The following is a 14491-nucleotide window of genomic DNA, read 5'->3' as shown; positions in this document are numbered from 1 at the left end:
ATATGGCAAAGCAATCTGCAATAGAACAAGATGGAGTTATAGTTGAAGCATTGTCTAATGCAATGTTTCGTGTTGAATTAGAAAACGGACATGAGATTACTGCACATATTTCCGGTAAGATGCGGATGCATTACATCAAAATCCTGCCAGGGGATAAAGTAAGAGTCGAAATGTCTCCTTACGATTTATCGAAAGGAAGAATTGTATTTAGATATAAATAAAATTAAGATATGAAAGTAAGAGCATCCTTAAAGAAACGTACGCCAGAGTGTAAGATCGTTAGACGTAATGGCCGTTTGTATGTTATTAACAAGAAAAATCCTAAGTATAAACAACGTCAAGGATAATATTATTATTTTTGCAAAAAAAATAATTTAGTATATGGCTATAAGAATAGTTGGTGTCGATTTGCCTCAAAACAAGAGAGGTGAAGTTGCGTTGACCTATGTATATGGTATAGGTCGTAGTAGTTCAGCAAAAATTTTGGATAAAGCAGGTGTTGACAGAGACCTGAAAGTAAAAGACTGGACGGATGATCAGGCTGCCAAGATTCGTGAGATCATTGGTGCAGAGTATAAGGTTGAAGGTGATCTTCGTTCTGAAGTTCAATTGAACATTAAGCGTTTAATGGATATCGGTTGCTATCGTGGTGTTCGTCATCGTATTGGTCTTCCAGTAAGAGGTCAGAGCACAAAGAACAATGCCCGTACTCGTAAGGGTAGAAAGAAAACCGTTGCTAATAAGAAAAAAGCTACTAAATAATAATTGTTGATATGGCAAAAAAAACAGTTGCAGCAAAAAAGAGAAATGTGAAGGTTGATGCTAATGGACAGTTGCATGTTCATTCATCTTTTAACAACATTATTGTTTCTCTGGCAAACAGCGAAGGTCAGATCATTTCTTGGTCTTCTGCCGGAAAGATGGGTTTTAGAGGTTCAAAGAAGAACACTCCCTACGCAGCACAGATGGCTGCTCAAGATTGTGCTAAGATAGCATACGATCTTGGCTTGAGAAAGGTAAAAGCATATGTGAAGGGCCCGGGTAACGGACGTGAGTCTGCTATTAGAACTATCCACGGTGCAGGTATCGAGGTTACTGAAATCATTGACGTAACTCCGCTTCCGCACAACGGTTGTCGTCCTCCGAAAAGACGTAGAGTTTAAAATTTACCTTTAATAGAAGTGAGACTTGATTTTGTTATTGGATTGTAAACTTTCTCTCTGCAATCGCGGCTGCAACAAACCCAAGTTCATGAATAAACAATTAAATATTTAAAAGAAATGGCTAGATATACTGGACCAAAATCAAGAATAGCCCGTAAATTCGGTGAAGGTATCTTTGGAGCAGATAAAGTATTGTCAAAGAAGAACTATCCTCCCGGACAGCACGGTAATTCCAGAAAGAGAAAGACTTCTGAATACGGTGTTCAACTTCGTGAGAAACAGAAAGCCAAATATACTTATGGCGTTTTGGAAAAACAATTCCGCAACTTGTTTGAGAAGGCTGAGACTGCTAAAGGTATTACTGGTGAAATCCTTCTCCAATTGTTGGAAGGTCGCCTTGACAATATCGTATTCCGTTTGGGTATTGCTCCTACTCGCGCAGCTGCTCGTCAGTTGGTGAGCCACAAGCACATTACTGTAGACGGTGAGGTTGTGAATATTCCTTCTTATGCAGTGAAACCGGGTCAGGTGATCGGTGTTCGTGAAAGATCCAAATCATTGGAAGTTATCGCTAATTCACTGGCTGGCTTTAACCATAGCAAATATCCTTGGTTGGAATGGGATGATAACTCTAAGGTAGGCAAATTGCTGCATGTACCTGAAAGAGCAGACATTCCTGAAAACATTAAAGAGCATTTGATCGTAGAATTGTATTCTAAATAATAATTAATTTCATGGCGATATTAGCATTTCAAAAACCTGATAAAGTATTAATGTTGGAAGCGGACTCTAGATTCGGAAAATTCGAATTTCGTCCGTTGGAGCCCGGTTTCGGTATTACCGTGGGTAATGCACTGCGCCGCATCCTGCTTTCTTCATTGGAAGGTTTTGCTATCACTACTATCAAGATAGACGGTGTTGAGCATGAATTTTCCAGTGTTCCGGGGGCAAAAGAGGATGTTACTAACATTATCTTGAATCTGAAACAAGTGAGATTCAAGCAAGTAGTTGAAGAATTCGAGAGTGAGAAAGTAAGTATTACAGTCGAGAATTCAAGTGAATTTAAAGCAGGTGACATAGGTAAGTATTTGACTGGATTTGAAGTGTTAAATCCTGAATTAGTTATTTGTCATTTAGATTCAAAGTCGACTATGCAGATAGATATTACGATCAACAAAGGTCGTGGTTATGTTCCTGCTGACGAAAACCGCGAATATTGCACCGATGTGAACGTAATTCCTATCGATTCTATTTATACTCCGATACGTAATGTGAAGTATCAGGTAGAGAACTTCCGTGTAGAGCAGAAGACCGACTACGAGAAACTGGTACTTGAGATTACTACCGACGGTTCCATTCATCCGAAAGAAGCCTTGAAAGAAGCTGCAAAGATTCTGATTTATCACTTTATGCTCTTCTCTGACGAGAAGATTACGCTGGAAACAAATGATGTTGACGGCAACGAAGAATTTGATGAAGAAGTATTGCACATGCGTCAGTTGCTAAAGACCAAGCTTGTTGATATGGATCTCTCTGTACGTGCCCTCAACTGTCTGAAGGCTGCAGATGTAGAGACTCTTGGTGACTTGGTACAATTCAACAAGACGGATTTGCTGAAATTCAGAAACTTCGGAAAGAAATCGCTTACCGAGCTTGATGATTTGCTGGAAAGTCTGAATCTGTCGTTTGGAACTGATATTTCTAAATATAAATTAGATAAAGAATAAAAAATGAGACATAATAAGAAATTCAACCATTTGGGTCGTACTGCCTCTCATAGAAACGCTATGTTGGCTAATATGGCGTGTTCTTTGATTAAGCACAAAAGAATCACTACGACCGTTGCAAAGGCTAAAGCTTTGAAGAAGTTTGTTGAGCCTTTGATTACAAAGGCTAAAGACGATACGACTAATTCCCGTCGTGTTGTATTTAGCAATTTGCAAGACAAGTATGCTGTAACTGAATTGTTTAAAGAAATCTCTGTGAAGATTGCTGATCGTCCGGGTGGTTACACTCGTATTATCAAGACTGGTAACCGTTTGGGTGACAATGCTGAAATGTGCTTCATTGAACTCGTTGACTACAACGAAAACATGGCTAAGGAAAAGGTTGCCAAGAAGGCTACTCGTACCCGCCGTTCAAAGAAAGCTGCTGCTACTGAAGCTACTCCTGCTGCAGAAACTGCTGCACCAGTTGCAGAAGCTCCTGCTGCTGAGGAAGCTAAAGCTGAATAATTCAACTATTCTTTTTATATATAGAAGCCGTTCCAATTTGTTTGGAGCGGCTTTTTATTTCCTATAAATCATCCAAGAAACATTAAAAGATGTGTGCATTAAACAAATTCCTGAAAGAAACTGTTATATTTGCACATAGATATGGCTAAATTCTTAAGATTCATAGGATTCATGGTGCTTGCATTGGCTTTATGGCAGACTGTAAGCGATACATTTGCCAATAAAGCGGCGAGTGGTGGGAATGTTGTGAGTGAGAATACTATTGCCGTACATGAGCAGACTGATGCCTATATTGAGATGCCTCAATTGCCTTATCTGCCGGATGCAGAGCTGGCGGGCATGGGTGGACAATTACATTCGCTGACGTACTCCCGTATACAGCGCATTTCTACCACGGAATATATATTTTCTTTAAAGGACTGGATTGACAAACTGGCCCAGCGAGCGGCTGTTTTGTCTCTGCATCGTGAGAAACTCTATGATGCCACTGCCTATTATCGTTGCCAGCCGGTGTGCGAATATTACATTTTCACGCTAAGGCGTATTCTCATTTAGTGTTTTATTGAATCTTCCTTTTTCCCTTGTGTATGGTCAGACTATGTGTTTTTGCAGGGAAATACTGTATTTTCTATTTCTAATAAATTCATTAAAACATATTATAATTATGGCAACTCAAACTATTGACGCAACTCTTTTTGCGTCTTCACATCCCGATATTGTAAAGCGTACCAGTGTTTCAGGACTTATCTTTTCAGTAGCTATGCTGCTGGTCGGTGTTTTTATTTTTGCATCCATTTTTGAGATGAGTGATAAATCTTCCACTCTCAGCATGGCTTTGATGGTGCTGGGTACGGCATTCGTCTTGCTTGGCGTGTTCCGTCTGTTTTGGAAATCGAAGGAAGTGGTCTATTTGCCGACGGGCAGTGTGACCAAGGAACGCAGTGTTTTCTTCGATTTGAAATATTTGGGCAAACTTACAGATATGATTGAGAATGAACAGCTGAATGGCGAGACTGAAATAAAAAGTAGCGGCAGTGGAAATGTGCGCATGGATGTCATGATTTCGCAGGACAATAAATTTGCGGCTGTACAGTTGTATCAGTTTGTGCCTTACACATATACTCCGGTAACTTCCGTACGCTACTATACGGGTAGCGATGCGGTTGCAGTGTCTACTTTCCTGGAGAAATGTAAAACAGCATAATCAGTCAAAGAGTTAGACTTGACTTTAACTGTGGTGGGGATTAGTCGGCAACGGCAATCCCCATTTTTTTCATCAGGAAGCAGGCGTTCATATTCTGGGCGATACCTGGGCGCAAGCGGTAGGAGAAGGTCAGTTCATTGTCTGTAATGTCTGCTTCGAAGCGATAGTTGCGGATGTCATCGGGGAAGAGGTCGATGAGTGTTCCCAGCAGCAGGTCGTGGGTGGCAATGATGCCATTGGCCTGCAAAGTCATGAATTGCTTGATAAGGGCAAAGGAGCCTTTCTGCTTGTCCATGGAGTTGGTACCTTTCAGAATTTCGTCGAGGATGATGAAAAGCTCCTCACCAGCCTGCAGCTTGTCTATGATGAGTTTCAGACGTTTGAGTTCGGCAAAGAAGTAGGACTCGTTGTCGTTCAGTGAATCCGAGGTACGCAGGCTAGTGATGAGCCGGGCCGGGCATATTTCCATTTGGCGGGCACAGACGGGGGCGCCGATGCAGGCAAGGAGGTAATTGATGCCCACCGTACGCAGATAGGTGCTTTTCCCTGCCATGTTGGCGCCGGTGACGATGATGAAAAACGGTCGTTTCACCATGTCGATGTCATTGCGGACACAGCGGTCACGGTTCATCAGCGGATGGCCCAGGGCTTCGGCACGGAGACGGAAGGAGGAAGGGGCATTGATGGGTGCTTCCGTTTCAGAATTGCTTTCTTCTTCTTTATTTAGGTTTCCTTTTCCCTTTCTTTCCGCTTGAACTATCTTTGGGTAAATATAGTCCGGATGATTATAGGCAAATGTTGCCAGTGAGTTGAGCGCATCCATTTGTCCGATGGCATCGAGCCACCCGGGCAGTTCAGCGGCATATTGCTCTTTCCAGGCTTCAATGCGCATGATTTGACGCAGTTCCCAGAAGAAGAGGCCGTTCAGAATGACGTACATAAAGACATTGTTGCGTTGGTCGAGTTCATCCATGAGCTTGTTCAGCCTGCTGATGGAGTGGGAGGCTTTCCGTTTTTCTCCGTCAATCTGTTGTCTTATCTCTTTGAGCAGGGTGGCTTGTGCAGGCTGCTTTTCCATGAGGTGGAGCAGGGCGGCGTAGGTGGAGAGAATTTGCAGTTTTTTGCCATAGATGGCCTGCATCTTGGTGACTTTGCCAGTGAAGCCGAAGCCGGCGATGACGAAGCAGGTCCAGATGATGCCGTAGATACTTGCGGACAGAATTCCTGCCATGACGAGTGCGAGGCAGATGAGGTTGGCTCCCGTCACCAGTACCGGCAGGAGGCGCAGTAATTTCCGGCTCCGGAAGATGCTCGGACTTTCCGCCCATTGGCACAGTTCTGTTTCATCGGCGGCTTTTCCTTTGTACAGCAGGCCGAGGATACGGAAGCGCTGACGGAATTTCAGTTCCGGAGCCAGTTCACTGACGGCTTCTTGTCGGCGGATGATTTCTTCCTTTCTCTCGAGATGTTTCCCCAGCCAGTGGGCGAGGCGGTGTTTCCCGGGCTGTGTGCAGGTACGGTTGATGTACTGGAAAAGGGAATGCGGACCGAAAACATCCAAATCATAGGTGTAGAGATGGGTGGGGTCGATGTATGCTTCGCCGTCATCGAAAGAAGACGTATCGTAATCCAGAGCGGCGAGTTCCTGCTCGTTGATTTCTATCTTCTTTTCCAGATAGTCCTTGCGATGGAACAGCCGGTTGTGGTATTTCATAAAAAATAGGAACGGCAGTAGGGTGATGAGGGCAATGCAGGCCAGTATACCCCAGCTCTCGCTCCAGAAATAGATAATTCCTACTACTCCTGCCACAAATAGCAGCAGGCGCAGGCTGCCGATGCGGTAAATCTTCTGTTGTACTTTATTCAGTTCTTGTCTTGCCTCTTCTGCCGTGTTGCGGTAGACGGCGCTGATTTTATCTATCGTATTTATTTGCTCCATACATGTTAAGTTTAAGGCAAAGATATACATTTCCAATTGTTTTTTCCGCGATTTTTTGTCTACTTCCGATAAAAAATGTACCTTTCGCTCACTAAAACAAAGTTTCAGAAAAGAGGAGGTTGGGATATGAAGAAGAGTTGGTTGTTAGGCGTTCTGATGTTGCTGGCGGTTTTGCCGGTGGGGGCGCAACAGGTAATGTATTCCAATCTGAAAGAGTTGGTGGAGAACCGTGGCGATACGGTTACCACACTGAAGATTGAGAAGCGTACAAAGAACCAGATTTACCTCATGGGCGGTGCCGATTATCGTATTACGGTAGACGACAATCCCGGTCTTTGCCGTTATTTGAAGTCCCGTTGTTATGCTGTACGGGTAGATACCTCGCTTTATGTCAATTGCCGTAAGATGCGCTATAAGCGTTATCGCTTCGGGCAGTGGTATGCACCTGCCATGTGGCTCGGCGGCAAGGTTTACTTCTGTGCACAGCCTGTGGGACAAGCAGCCACCAGTACCATGACTCCCGATGATGCCACACGATTGGGCGGTGAAGTGGGAGACGCCATCAATGCTTCGGGACTGGTGCATGCCCGCGTCTATTACGAACTGAATCCCGAAACCGGAAAGTCCGAGTTCGTGGGACGTGAGCGAATGATGCAATTGCTTGCCGGATACCCGACACTGCACGCCGAATTCGAGAAAGAAACAAGCGAGTCGGCAGAGGTCATCGGCAAGTATCTGCGTGCACTCCGTCCATTAATCACTAATCATTAATCATTAATAAGATGATATTATTGCAAGACGTGCCCGATGGGTACGAATACTGCTTTGCGGGTAACGGAAAGTGCCCCAAAGCCTCTTCCTGCCTGCGGGCGATAGCGGCACAACTGTTGTCCGAGAGTGAAGGCCCCCAGCCACAGTCCGTTCGTGCGGTGAATCCTTTTTATGTCGGCAGCTTGTCCGGGTCCTCCACTTGTGCCCGTTACCGCTCCAGCGAGCAGCTGCATTATGCCCGCGGTATGACACGCCTTTTCGACGAAGTACCCACCAAGCTGCTTTTCACCGTGCGCCATCGCGTGATGGGATGCTTCTCTTGCGAACGCTATTACTATCATTGCCGCAAGGGCGAGCGCCCTATCTCTCCCGAAGAACAGCAGCGGATAGCCCGGGTATTCAATGCGGTAGGCATAGGCACCAAGCCTAAGTTCGACCACTACGAGTATGCGGTAGCTTGGTGACCGGCTGCAAAGTCACTGCACACCTTTTGCAGCGTCACTGCAAACCCGTTGCAGTCGCGCTGCAAAGCAGTTGCAGTATCACTGCAAATAGGTATGCAGTGATGCTGCAAACGGTATGCAGTGGCACTGCAAAATGCATGCACTCACTTTGCAGTGAGAAGTCGCTGTTGTTCACGTTGTTACAGTATGAATACAATGAGGCCTTATCTCCCTCTTTTCGGCCTGCTGTTTACAGATTGCAGAAGAAGGATACGAATACCGGTACACTCATATCAATTAATATTCCGTGGAATATAGCGATAGGAATCACGTCCTTTCCGGAATATTGGGTGATGGAGGGTAGAAGTACATCCATCGAATTGACCCCTGCCGCCGATATAGGTGCCAGTTTGCCGAAATATTTCCGGATGAGCGGTGCACCCAGCAAAGCCATCATTTCACGGAAGATATTGGCAAGCAGGGCGATGGTGCCCAGCTCCGTGGCGAGTTGCAGGCCTATGGAAGGTTCCTTGAATTGCGTAATCAGAATGGAGGAAAGCGAATAATAAGCAAATCCGCTACCCACCGCCATGCAGTCGAACACACTCCATTGGCTCAACAGCAGACTGGCGAAGGCGGAGAACAACAGCGTTCCCACAATGGTGGCCATCGGCACCAAAAGCATTTTGGGCCGCAGGCTCTTGACCAGCTCCTTCAGTTTCTTGTTGCTCCCGATGCCGATGCCCACCTGGAACATCAATGCATAGAGCACATACATGGATAAGTCGTGCAGGTCGAACTGAAAATCATTGGCTACTCCCATCAGGCAGCCGGCACAGAAAAATGCAACAACCGTCAAACTTCCCTTCATCTCTTCTCTCCTTTCTTGAAAAATAGGTGAAACACCATCAGTGAGGCCAGCATGCTGCCTGTAATGCTCAGTGAGGCCAGTACGGCGGCCTGCCACCCGAATCTTCCCAGATTGTCAACAATCAGACGGTTGGAGCCGATGGATACACCGAGTACAAAGAGCAGCAGTAAGATGGTGAGCGAGGCGCTTTTCTCCACTTTTTGCAACATTTGTACGTTACGCATCAGGTATCCGATACCGATTCCTATAAACATGATAGATATAATTGTAAACATAAGTTTTCTTCTTCTTTTTGGTGAATACATAGGTTAGTCCGGTTTTTCCGAATGGAAACCCCATACACGGCATTTCTCCCTCCTTTTCTCGGTAAGGGAAGTGCAAAATAGTAAAATGTAAATTGCAGGGTAGTTAAATGAATCCGCTGAACCAATGTACGTGCACTATGAAATGGCCGCATAAGGTCTTGTTGCCCCATGCAGCATTGCGCGTATTGTATGTTGTAGTTAAAGACTGGTTCATATCGTTTTTTGAATTTCGGTACAAAGGTAATGCTAGCTTGAATAATTTCCAAATAAATATTCACAATTTGTTTTGTGAAAAGACTCTTCAATATATGGAAGCTCCCGTAAAAACATTATTTTGCAGGAACATAGAGGAAATACAAGAGTTCCTTTGTTTAGAAATATAGTTTTAGAAAGAAAAGAGACATGAAAAGATTGAGAGATTTAACTGCTGTTCTTGGCATGGTTGCTTTGACTGCTTGCAACAATGCCTCCATTGAAGGCTCCTGGGTGGAGCCGGTTCCGGGAATGCCCGGCATGCAACAAGGTTTCGTTCTTGATGGGGACGGAAGCGCCTCTTCCATTAACATGGCCACCTTGAAATATGAGGCATGGAAAAAAGTAGGAAACCGGTTGTTACTTTCAGGTACCAGCATCGGCAATCACCAGAATATTTCTTTCACGGATACGCTGACAATAGAAAAACTGACGCAGGACAGCTTGATTCTCAAAAGAGGAGAGTTGCTCTTGAAATATGCCAGGAACAATGAAGCACTGAATCAAGAAACAATACCTGCCGCGGTGCTTACCCCTGCCAAGAAACTTTTGTCAGTAAAAGGCGAGCTGGTCGTCGGCCATGAAGTGCGTTCCTTCAAAGCCGAAGGAGATTCTGCCGATTATTGGATTGTGGATGAGACCGGAGAACTCATGCAGAAATATGATGATATGACGAAAGGAATTAAAAACGGAAAACCGGTATACGTAGAGTTGGAAGTAGTCGATATGGGCAAAGCCGATGACGGATTTGCCGCCGATTATGAAGGTGTCTATCAGATAATGAAAATCAATAAAATGGCTTTAAAATAGAATTCCTCTTTGTTGGTTTCTGACTAAAAGATAAATAATCCCGGCATTCCATTGCGAATGTCGGGATTTATTTCTATATTGCGGCAAATATAACCCTTGTGGGCTGACACTTTGTAAATCCTTAATCTTTATATGTCATGGAGATAACCTTAAGTAAAACATTGCCTGCCTATCCTTCCTTTGTCGAGGGTATCCGGCGGGCACCCGACCGTGGCTACACCCTTACCCCTGCGCAGACGGCTACGGCATTGAAGAACGCTTTGCGCTACATCCCCAAAGAGCTGCACGAAACCCTCGCTCCGGAGTTCATGGAAGAACTGCGTACACGTGGACGTATCTACGGCTACCGCTACCGCCCGCAGGGCGACCTCAAAGCGAAACCCATCGACGAGTACAAGGGGAACTGCATTGAAGGCAAGGCCTTCCAGGTGATGATTGACAATAATCTTTGTTTCGACATCGCCCTTTATCCGTATGAATTAGTTACCTATGGTGAGACGGGACAGGTCTGCCAGAACTGGATGCAATACCGGCTCATCAAGCAGTACCTCGAAGTGTTGACGCGCGAACAGACACTGGTCATCGAAAGCGGACATCCGTTGGGGCTTTTCAAGTCCAAGCCCGAGGCGCCCCGTGTCATCATTACCAATGCGCTGATGGTGGGGCTCTATGATAATCAGAAGGACTGGCACACCGCTATGCAGATGGGCGTTGCCAACTACGGGCAGATGACTGCCGGCGGCTGGATGTACATCGGTCCGCAGGGCATCGTGCACGGCACGTTCAATACGTTGCTGAATGCAGGCCGTCTGAAACTGGGCATTCCGCAAGATGGCGATTTGCGCGGACGCTTGTTTGTTTCTTCCGGTCTGGGAGGCATGAGCGGTGCGCAGCCCAAAGCTGCCGAGATGGCAGGGGCGGCGGCAATCATTGCCGAGGTGGATGCTTCCCGCATCGAAACCCGCCATACCCAGGGCTGGGTGGGACACGTTACAGATTCTCTGGAAGAAGCCTTCTCGCTGGCTCGACAAGCCATGGACGAGTGTCGCCCGGTTTCTGTGGCCTATCACGGCAATGTCGTCGATTTGCTGGAATATGCGGTGCAGAAGCAGTTGCACATAGATTTACTTTCCGACCAGACTTCCTGCCATGCCACCTATGAGGGCGGTTACTGTCCTGCCGGACTGACGTTTGAGCAGCGTACCCATATGCTGCACGAGAATCCGTCGAAATTCCGGTGTCTGGTGGATGCTTCCTTGGAGCGTCATTTCAAGGCTATAAAAAGGCTGGTGGAACACGGCACGTACTTCTTCGATTATGGGAACTCCTTCATGAAAGCCGTCTACGATGCCGGCGTGAGCGAAATTGCTCGGGACGGAGATGATAAGAACGGCTTCATCTTTCCCAGCTATGTGGAAGACATAATGGGACCGGAACTGTTTGATTATGGTTATGGTCCGTTCCGCTGGGTGTGCCTCAGTGGAAAACATGAAGACTTGGTGAAGACCGACCGTGCGGCGATGGAATGTATCGACCCTACACGTCGCGGGCAAGATTTGGATAACTATAATTGGATTCGTGATGCGGAGAAAAACAACTTGGTGGTAGGCACGCAGGCTCGTATTCTTTATCAGGATGCCGTGGGACGTATGAATATAGCTTTGCGCTTCAATGAAATGGTGCGTAAGGGAGAGGTCGGCCCCATTATGTTGGGACGCGACCATCACGATGTCAGCGGTACAGACTCTCCATTCCGTGAAACATCCAATATCAAGGACGGCAGTAATGTCATGGCAGATATGGCGGTGCAGTGTTTTGCTGGAAACTGTGCGCGTGGCATGAGCTTGGTGGCCTTGCACAATGGAGGTGGCGTAGGTATCGGAAAAGCCATCAACGGCGGTTTCGGCATGGTGTGCGACGGCAGTGACCGGGTAGACGAAATCCTGCGTTCCGCTATGTTGTGGGATGTGATGGGTGGTGTGGCCCGCCGTTCGTGGGCACGCAATCCGCATGCCATGGAGACGAGCGAGGAGTTTAACCGTACGCATGCAGACGGCTATCATATCACGATGCCGTATGTGGCTGATGAGAAGTTGGTGCAGAAAGTGGTGAAGGAGTAAGTAAAGTGATGATTTCATTTTTTAGACGCGGATAACGCGGATTTTTTCTTTCAAAAGAATCCCGACGTCTCTGTATTCCGATAAAAAGAATTCGCGTCATCTGCGTCTGAAAAATCAGAGTATATATATTTTTTTTTAAAGAGCATTATGAATAAGATTATGGAATGCGTCCCCAATTTCAGCGAAGGGCGCGATTTGCAGAAGATAGATAAGATAGTAGCTCCTTTTCGGGGCAAACAAGGTGTGAAACTGTTGGATTACAGTAACGATGAAGACCACAACCGCCTTGTGGTGACCGTAGTGGGCGAGCCGGAACCGCTTCGTGATGCTGTGCTCGAAGCTATCGGCGTGGCGGTAGAGCTGATAGACCTCAATCACCATCAGGGACAGCATCCTCGTATGGGTGCTGTAGATGTAGTACCTTTTATCCCCATCCGGAATGTGACGATGGAAGAAGCCGTTGCCCTCTCGAAAGAAGTGGGCAAGGAGGTTGCAAAACGTTACAATCTTCCCGTCTTCTTATATGAAAAGTCTGCTTCTGCCCCTCATCGGGAGAATTTGGCTGCTGTCCGTAAAGGGGAGTTCGAAGGTATGGCCGAGAAGATAAAGCAACCGGAATGGCATCCCGACTTCGGACTGGCCGAACGTCATCCCACCGCAGGCACAGTGGCTATCGGTGCCCGCATGCCTTTGGTGGCTTATAACATCAACCTCAATACCCCCAGTCTGGAGATAGCCCATGACATCGCTAAGAAAATCCGTTTCATCGGCGGAGGACTGCGTTATTGCAAGGCAATGGGAGTGGAGTTGAAGGACCGCGGCATCACGCAGGTATCCATCAACATGACGGACTATACCCGCACCGCCCTCTACCGTGCTTTCGAACTGGTGCGTGTGGAAGCCCGCCGCTACGGCGTCAGTATTGTGGGCAGTGAGATTATCGGTCTGGTGCCGATGGAGGCCTTGATAGATACAGCGTCCTACTATCTGGGATTGGAGAACTTCTCCATGGAGCAAGTCTTAGAAGCACGAATGTAACCGAATTAAATAGTACTAACTTAATTCCCCTCCCTACGGGGGAGGGGTTAGGAGAGAGGCTTTATGACAGAAAACCTTATTATATTCAATACCCGTGTAGTGACCCCCCTCGGCTTTTCTGCCCGTTGCGGCAAGGAGATGGAGCAACTGAGCATCATCGACAATGCTACGGTGGAAGTGACCGATGGCATCATCACCTACGTCGGACCTAACCGTGGAGAGGAGCGTGACGGCTATTATCAGCACTACTGGCATTACAATGCCCGCGGCAAGTGTCTGCTACCCGGCTTTGTGGACTCACACACACATTTTGTGTTTGGTGGCGAGCGTGCCGAGGAGTTCTCCTGGCGTTTGAAGGGAGAGAGTTACATGTCCATCATGGAACGTGGAGGAGGCATCGTGAGTACGGTGAAAGCTACCCGTGCATGCAATTTCATCCAGCTGCGCAGCAAGGCGGAGGGCTTTCTGAAGCAGATGAGTGCTATGGGAGTGACTACCGTAGAGGGAAAGAGCGGCTACGGTCTGGACAAGGAAACCGAGCTCCTGCAGCTTCGGGTGATGCGTAGCCTTAATAATGACGAGCACAAGCGTGTAGACGTTGTCTCCACTTTTCTCGGTGCACATGCTGTGCCTGCAGAATACAACGGACAGACGGACGAGTACGTGGACTACATTATCCGCGAAGTGATGCCCGTAGTGGTTCATAATAATTTGGCAGAGTTCTGCGATGTCTTCTGTGAGCAGGGCGTTTTCTCCATCGAGCAGTCCCGTCGCCTTTTGCTGGTAGCCAAGGAAATGGGACTTGCCTTGAAACTCCATGCCGACGAGATTGTACCATTAGGGGGTGCCGGACTGGCTGCTGAACTTTCTGCCGTCTCTGCCGACCATCTGCTGCATGCTTCGGATGCGGACATCCACGCCATGGCCGACAAGGGAGTTGTGGCGACCCTTCTTCCGCTGACAGCCTTTACTTTGAAAGAACCCTATGCTCGTGGACGCGAAATGATTGATGCCGGTTGTGCCGTGGCCCTTGCCACCGACCTCAATCCGGGCAGTTGTTTCTCCGGCTCCATCCCCCTGACATTTGCCTTGGCGTGCATTTATATGAAAATGAGTATTGAAGAGGCCATCACTGCCCTGACCTTGAACGGTGCCGCCGCCTTGAACCGCGCGGATAGCATCGGCAGCATCGAGGTGGGCAAGAAAGGAGACTTCGTAGTGCTCAATACGGATAATTATCACTTTCTACCTTATTATGTAGGTATGAATTGTGTCAATACCACCATAAAGGGGGGAGTGCTTTATCCTGTACTTTAAGAAGTGCTGATATCCCCTCTTAAT

Annotated in this window: 18 protein-coding genes; 15 read left to right on the top strand and 3 right to left on the bottom strand. The window is 47.0% G+C overall.

Annotation, left to right across the window (positions count from 1 at the left end):
• Nucleotides 1-2 precede the first annotated feature (2 nt).
• The 9 genes from infA (at nucleotide 3) to DW039_RS09590 (ending at nucleotide 4601) form a co-directional block, all read left to right on the top strand.
• Nucleotides 3-221, top strand: a complete 219-nt coding sequence (infA, locus tag DW039_RS09630) for a translation initiation factor IF-1 (protein ID WP_002558052.1) — start codon at nucleotides 3-5, stop codon at nucleotides 219-221.
• Between the two features lie 9 nt (nucleotides 222-230).
• Complete coding sequence (gene ykgO, locus DW039_RS09625) at nucleotides 231-347, top strand: type B 50S ribosomal protein L36 (RefSeq protein WP_002558051.1); 117 nt, start codon at nucleotides 231-233, stop codon at nucleotides 345-347.
• 34 nt (nucleotides 348-381) lie between these two features.
• Nucleotides 382-762 (top strand): 30S ribosomal protein S13, encoded by a 381-nt coding sequence (gene rpsM, locus DW039_RS09620; RefSeq protein WP_004291218.1) that lies wholly within the window; start codon nucleotides 382-384, stop codon nucleotides 760-762.
• 11 nt (nucleotides 763-773) lie between these two features.
• A complete protein-coding gene (rpsK, locus tag DW039_RS09615) occupies nucleotides 774-1163 on the top strand; it encodes a 30S ribosomal protein S11 (protein ID WP_002558049.1) in 390 nt (129 codons plus the stop codon).
• A gap of 117 nt (nucleotides 1164-1280) precedes the next feature.
• Nucleotides 1281-1886, top strand: a complete 606-nt coding sequence (gene rpsD / locus DW039_RS09610) for a 30S ribosomal protein S4 (RefSeq protein ID WP_005825685.1) — start codon at nucleotides 1281-1283, stop codon at nucleotides 1884-1886.
• Between the two features lie 11 nt (nucleotides 1887-1897).
• Entirely contained in the window at nucleotides 1898-2890 is a 993-nt protein-coding gene (locus tag DW039_RS09605) for a DNA-directed RNA polymerase subunit alpha (RefSeq protein ID WP_005825683.1), read from the top strand.
• Nucleotides 2891-2893: 3 nt separating this feature from the next.
• On the top strand, nucleotides 2894-3397 hold the full coding sequence (gene rplQ, locus DW039_RS09600) for a 50S ribosomal protein L17 (protein WP_005825680.1): 504 nt from the start codon (nucleotides 2894-2896) through the stop codon (nucleotides 3395-3397).
• 141 nt (nucleotides 3398-3538) lie between these two features.
• A complete protein-coding gene (locus tag DW039_RS09595; RefSeq protein WP_120381892.1) occupies nucleotides 3539-3952 on the top strand; it encodes a hypothetical protein in 414 nt (137 codons plus the stop codon).
• Between the two features lie 109 nt (nucleotides 3953-4061).
• Entirely contained in the window at nucleotides 4062-4601 is a 540-nt protein-coding gene (locus DW039_RS09590) for a hypothetical protein (protein ID WP_005833536.1), read from the top strand.
• A gap of 40 nt (nucleotides 4602-4641) precedes the next feature.
• On the opposite strand, the gene DW039_RS09585 is transcribed toward DW039_RS09590, so the two are convergent.
• Complete coding sequence (locus DW039_RS09585; RefSeq protein ID WP_120381891.1) at nucleotides 4642-6540, bottom strand: MutS family DNA mismatch repair protein; 1899 nt, start codon at nucleotides 6538-6540, stop codon at nucleotides 4642-4644.
• 126 nt (nucleotides 6541-6666) lie between these two features.
• Between DW039_RS09585 and DW039_RS09580 the strand changes: the two genes are divergently transcribed.
• Complete coding sequence (locus DW039_RS09580; RefSeq protein ID WP_034532588.1) at nucleotides 6667-7311, top strand: DUF6563 family protein; 645 nt, start codon at nucleotides 6667-6669, stop codon at nucleotides 7309-7311.
• A gap of 11 nt (nucleotides 7312-7322) precedes the next feature.
• Entirely contained in the window at nucleotides 7323-7775 is a 453-nt protein-coding gene (locus tag DW039_RS09575; RefSeq protein WP_009037297.1) for a DUF6078 family protein, read from the top strand.
• Between the two features lie 229 nt (nucleotides 7776-8004).
• Here DW039_RS09575 and DW039_RS09570 read toward each other — a convergent pair whose 3' ends face one another.
• Together DW039_RS09570 and DW039_RS09565 are read right to left on the bottom strand one after the other, a co-directional pair.
• On the bottom strand, nucleotides 8005-8625 hold the full coding sequence (locus DW039_RS09570; protein ID WP_005825665.1) for a lysine exporter LysO family protein: 621 nt from the start codon (nucleotides 8623-8625) through the stop codon (nucleotides 8005-8007).
• Nucleotides 8622-8900, bottom strand: a complete 279-nt coding sequence (locus DW039_RS09565; RefSeq protein WP_005825664.1) for a LysO family transporter — start codon at nucleotides 8898-8900, stop codon at nucleotides 8622-8624. The genes DW039_RS09570 and DW039_RS09565 overlap by 4 nt, the downstream gene beginning before the upstream one ends.
• 432 nt (nucleotides 8901-9332) lie before the next feature.
• Here DW039_RS09565 and DW039_RS09555 point away from each other — a divergent pair, with 432 nt between their 5' ends.
• From DW039_RS09555 to hutI, 4 genes are all read left to right on the top strand, one after another.
• A complete protein-coding gene (locus DW039_RS09555) occupies nucleotides 9333-9992 on the top strand; it encodes a lipocalin family protein (protein WP_120381890.1) in 660 nt (219 codons plus the stop codon).
• Nucleotides 9993-10129: 137 nt separating this feature from the next.
• Entirely contained in the window at nucleotides 10130-12112 is a 1983-nt protein-coding gene (locus DW039_RS09550) for a urocanate hydratase (RefSeq protein WP_087333287.1), read from the top strand.
• 147 nt (nucleotides 12113-12259) lie between these two features.
• Nucleotides 12260-13150 carry a glutamate formimidoyltransferase gene (gene ftcD / locus DW039_RS09545; protein ID WP_005833514.1) on the top strand — a complete coding sequence of 297 codons (891 nt, stop codon included), beginning with the start codon at nucleotides 12260-12262 and terminating at the stop codon, nucleotides 13148-13150.
• A gap of 63 nt (nucleotides 13151-13213) precedes the next feature.
• Complete coding sequence (gene hutI / locus DW039_RS09540; protein ID WP_120381889.1) at nucleotides 13214-14467, top strand: imidazolonepropionase; 1254 nt, start codon at nucleotides 13214-13216, stop codon at nucleotides 14465-14467.
• The last annotated feature ends 24 nt before the right edge of the window (nucleotides 14468-14491 follow it).

The organism is Bacteroides sp. AF39-16AC, from assembly GCF_003602735.1.
Taxonomy (GTDB): domain Bacteria; phylum Bacteroidota; class Bacteroidia; order Bacteroidales; family Bacteroidaceae; genus Bacteroides; species Bacteroides uniformis.
This window is presented reverse-complemented; position numbering and strand designations above follow the sequence as displayed.

What these genes read in the sequence shown, in the direction of transcription:
- infA (WP_002558052.1), top strand. Translation starts at nt 3, where the DNA reads ATGGCAAAGCAATCTGCAATAGAACAAGATGGAGTTATAGTTGAAGCA.
- ykgO (WP_002558051.1), top strand. Translation starts at nt 231, where the DNA reads ATGAAAGTAAGAGCATCCTTAAAGAAACGTACGCCAGAGTGTAAGATC.
- rpsM (WP_004291218.1), top strand. Translation starts at nt 382, where the DNA reads ATGGCTATAAGAATAGTTGGTGTCGATTTGCCTCAAAACAAGAGAGGT.
- rpsK (WP_002558049.1), top strand. Translation starts at nt 774, where the DNA reads ATGGCAAAAAAAACAGTTGCAGCAAAAAAGAGAAATGTGAAGGTTGAT.
- rpsD (WP_005825685.1), top strand. Translation starts at nt 1,281, where the DNA reads ATGGCTAGATATACTGGACCAAAATCAAGAATAGCCCGTAAATTCGGT.
- DW039_RS09605 (WP_005825683.1), top strand. Translation starts at nt 1,898, where the DNA reads ATGGCGATATTAGCATTTCAAAAACCTGATAAAGTATTAATGTTGGAA.
- rplQ (WP_005825680.1), top strand. Translation starts at nt 2,894, where the DNA reads ATGAGACATAATAAGAAATTCAACCATTTGGGTCGTACTGCCTCTCAT.
- DW039_RS09595 (WP_120381892.1), top strand. Translation starts at nt 3,539, where the DNA reads ATGGCTAAATTCTTAAGATTCATAGGATTCATGGTGCTTGCATTGGCT.
- DW039_RS09590 (WP_005833536.1), top strand. Translation starts at nt 4,062, where the DNA reads ATGGCAACTCAAACTATTGACGCAACTCTTTTTGCGTCTTCACATCCC.
- DW039_RS09585 (WP_120381891.1), bottom strand. Translation starts at nt 6,540, where the DNA reads ATGGAGCAAATAAATACGATAGATAAAATCAGCGCCGTCTACCGCAAC.
- DW039_RS09580 (WP_034532588.1), top strand. Translation starts at nt 6,667, where the DNA reads ATGAAGAAGAGTTGGTTGTTAGGCGTTCTGATGTTGCTGGCGGTTTTG.
- DW039_RS09575 (WP_009037297.1), top strand. Translation starts at nt 7,323, where the DNA reads ATGATATTATTGCAAGACGTGCCCGATGGGTACGAATACTGCTTTGCG.
- DW039_RS09570 (WP_005825665.1), bottom strand. Translation starts at nt 8,625, where the DNA reads ATGAAGGGAAGTTTGACGGTTGTTGCATTTTTCTGTGCCGGCTGCCTG.
- DW039_RS09565 (WP_005825664.1), bottom strand. Translation starts at nt 8,900, where the DNA reads ATGTTTACAATTATATCTATCATGTTTATAGGAATCGGTATCGGATAC.
- DW039_RS09555 (WP_120381890.1), top strand. Translation starts at nt 9,333, where the DNA reads ATGAAAAGATTGAGAGATTTAACTGCTGTTCTTGGCATGGTTGCTTTG.
- DW039_RS09550 (WP_087333287.1), top strand. Translation starts at nt 10,130, where the DNA reads ATGGAGATAACCTTAAGTAAAACATTGCCTGCCTATCCTTCCTTTGTC.
- ftcD (WP_005833514.1), top strand. Translation starts at nt 12,260, where the DNA reads ATGAATAAGATTATGGAATGCGTCCCCAATTTCAGCGAAGGGCGCGAT.
- hutI (WP_120381889.1), top strand. Translation starts at nt 13,214, where the DNA reads ATGACAGAAAACCTTATTATATTCAATACCCGTGTAGTGACCCCCCTC.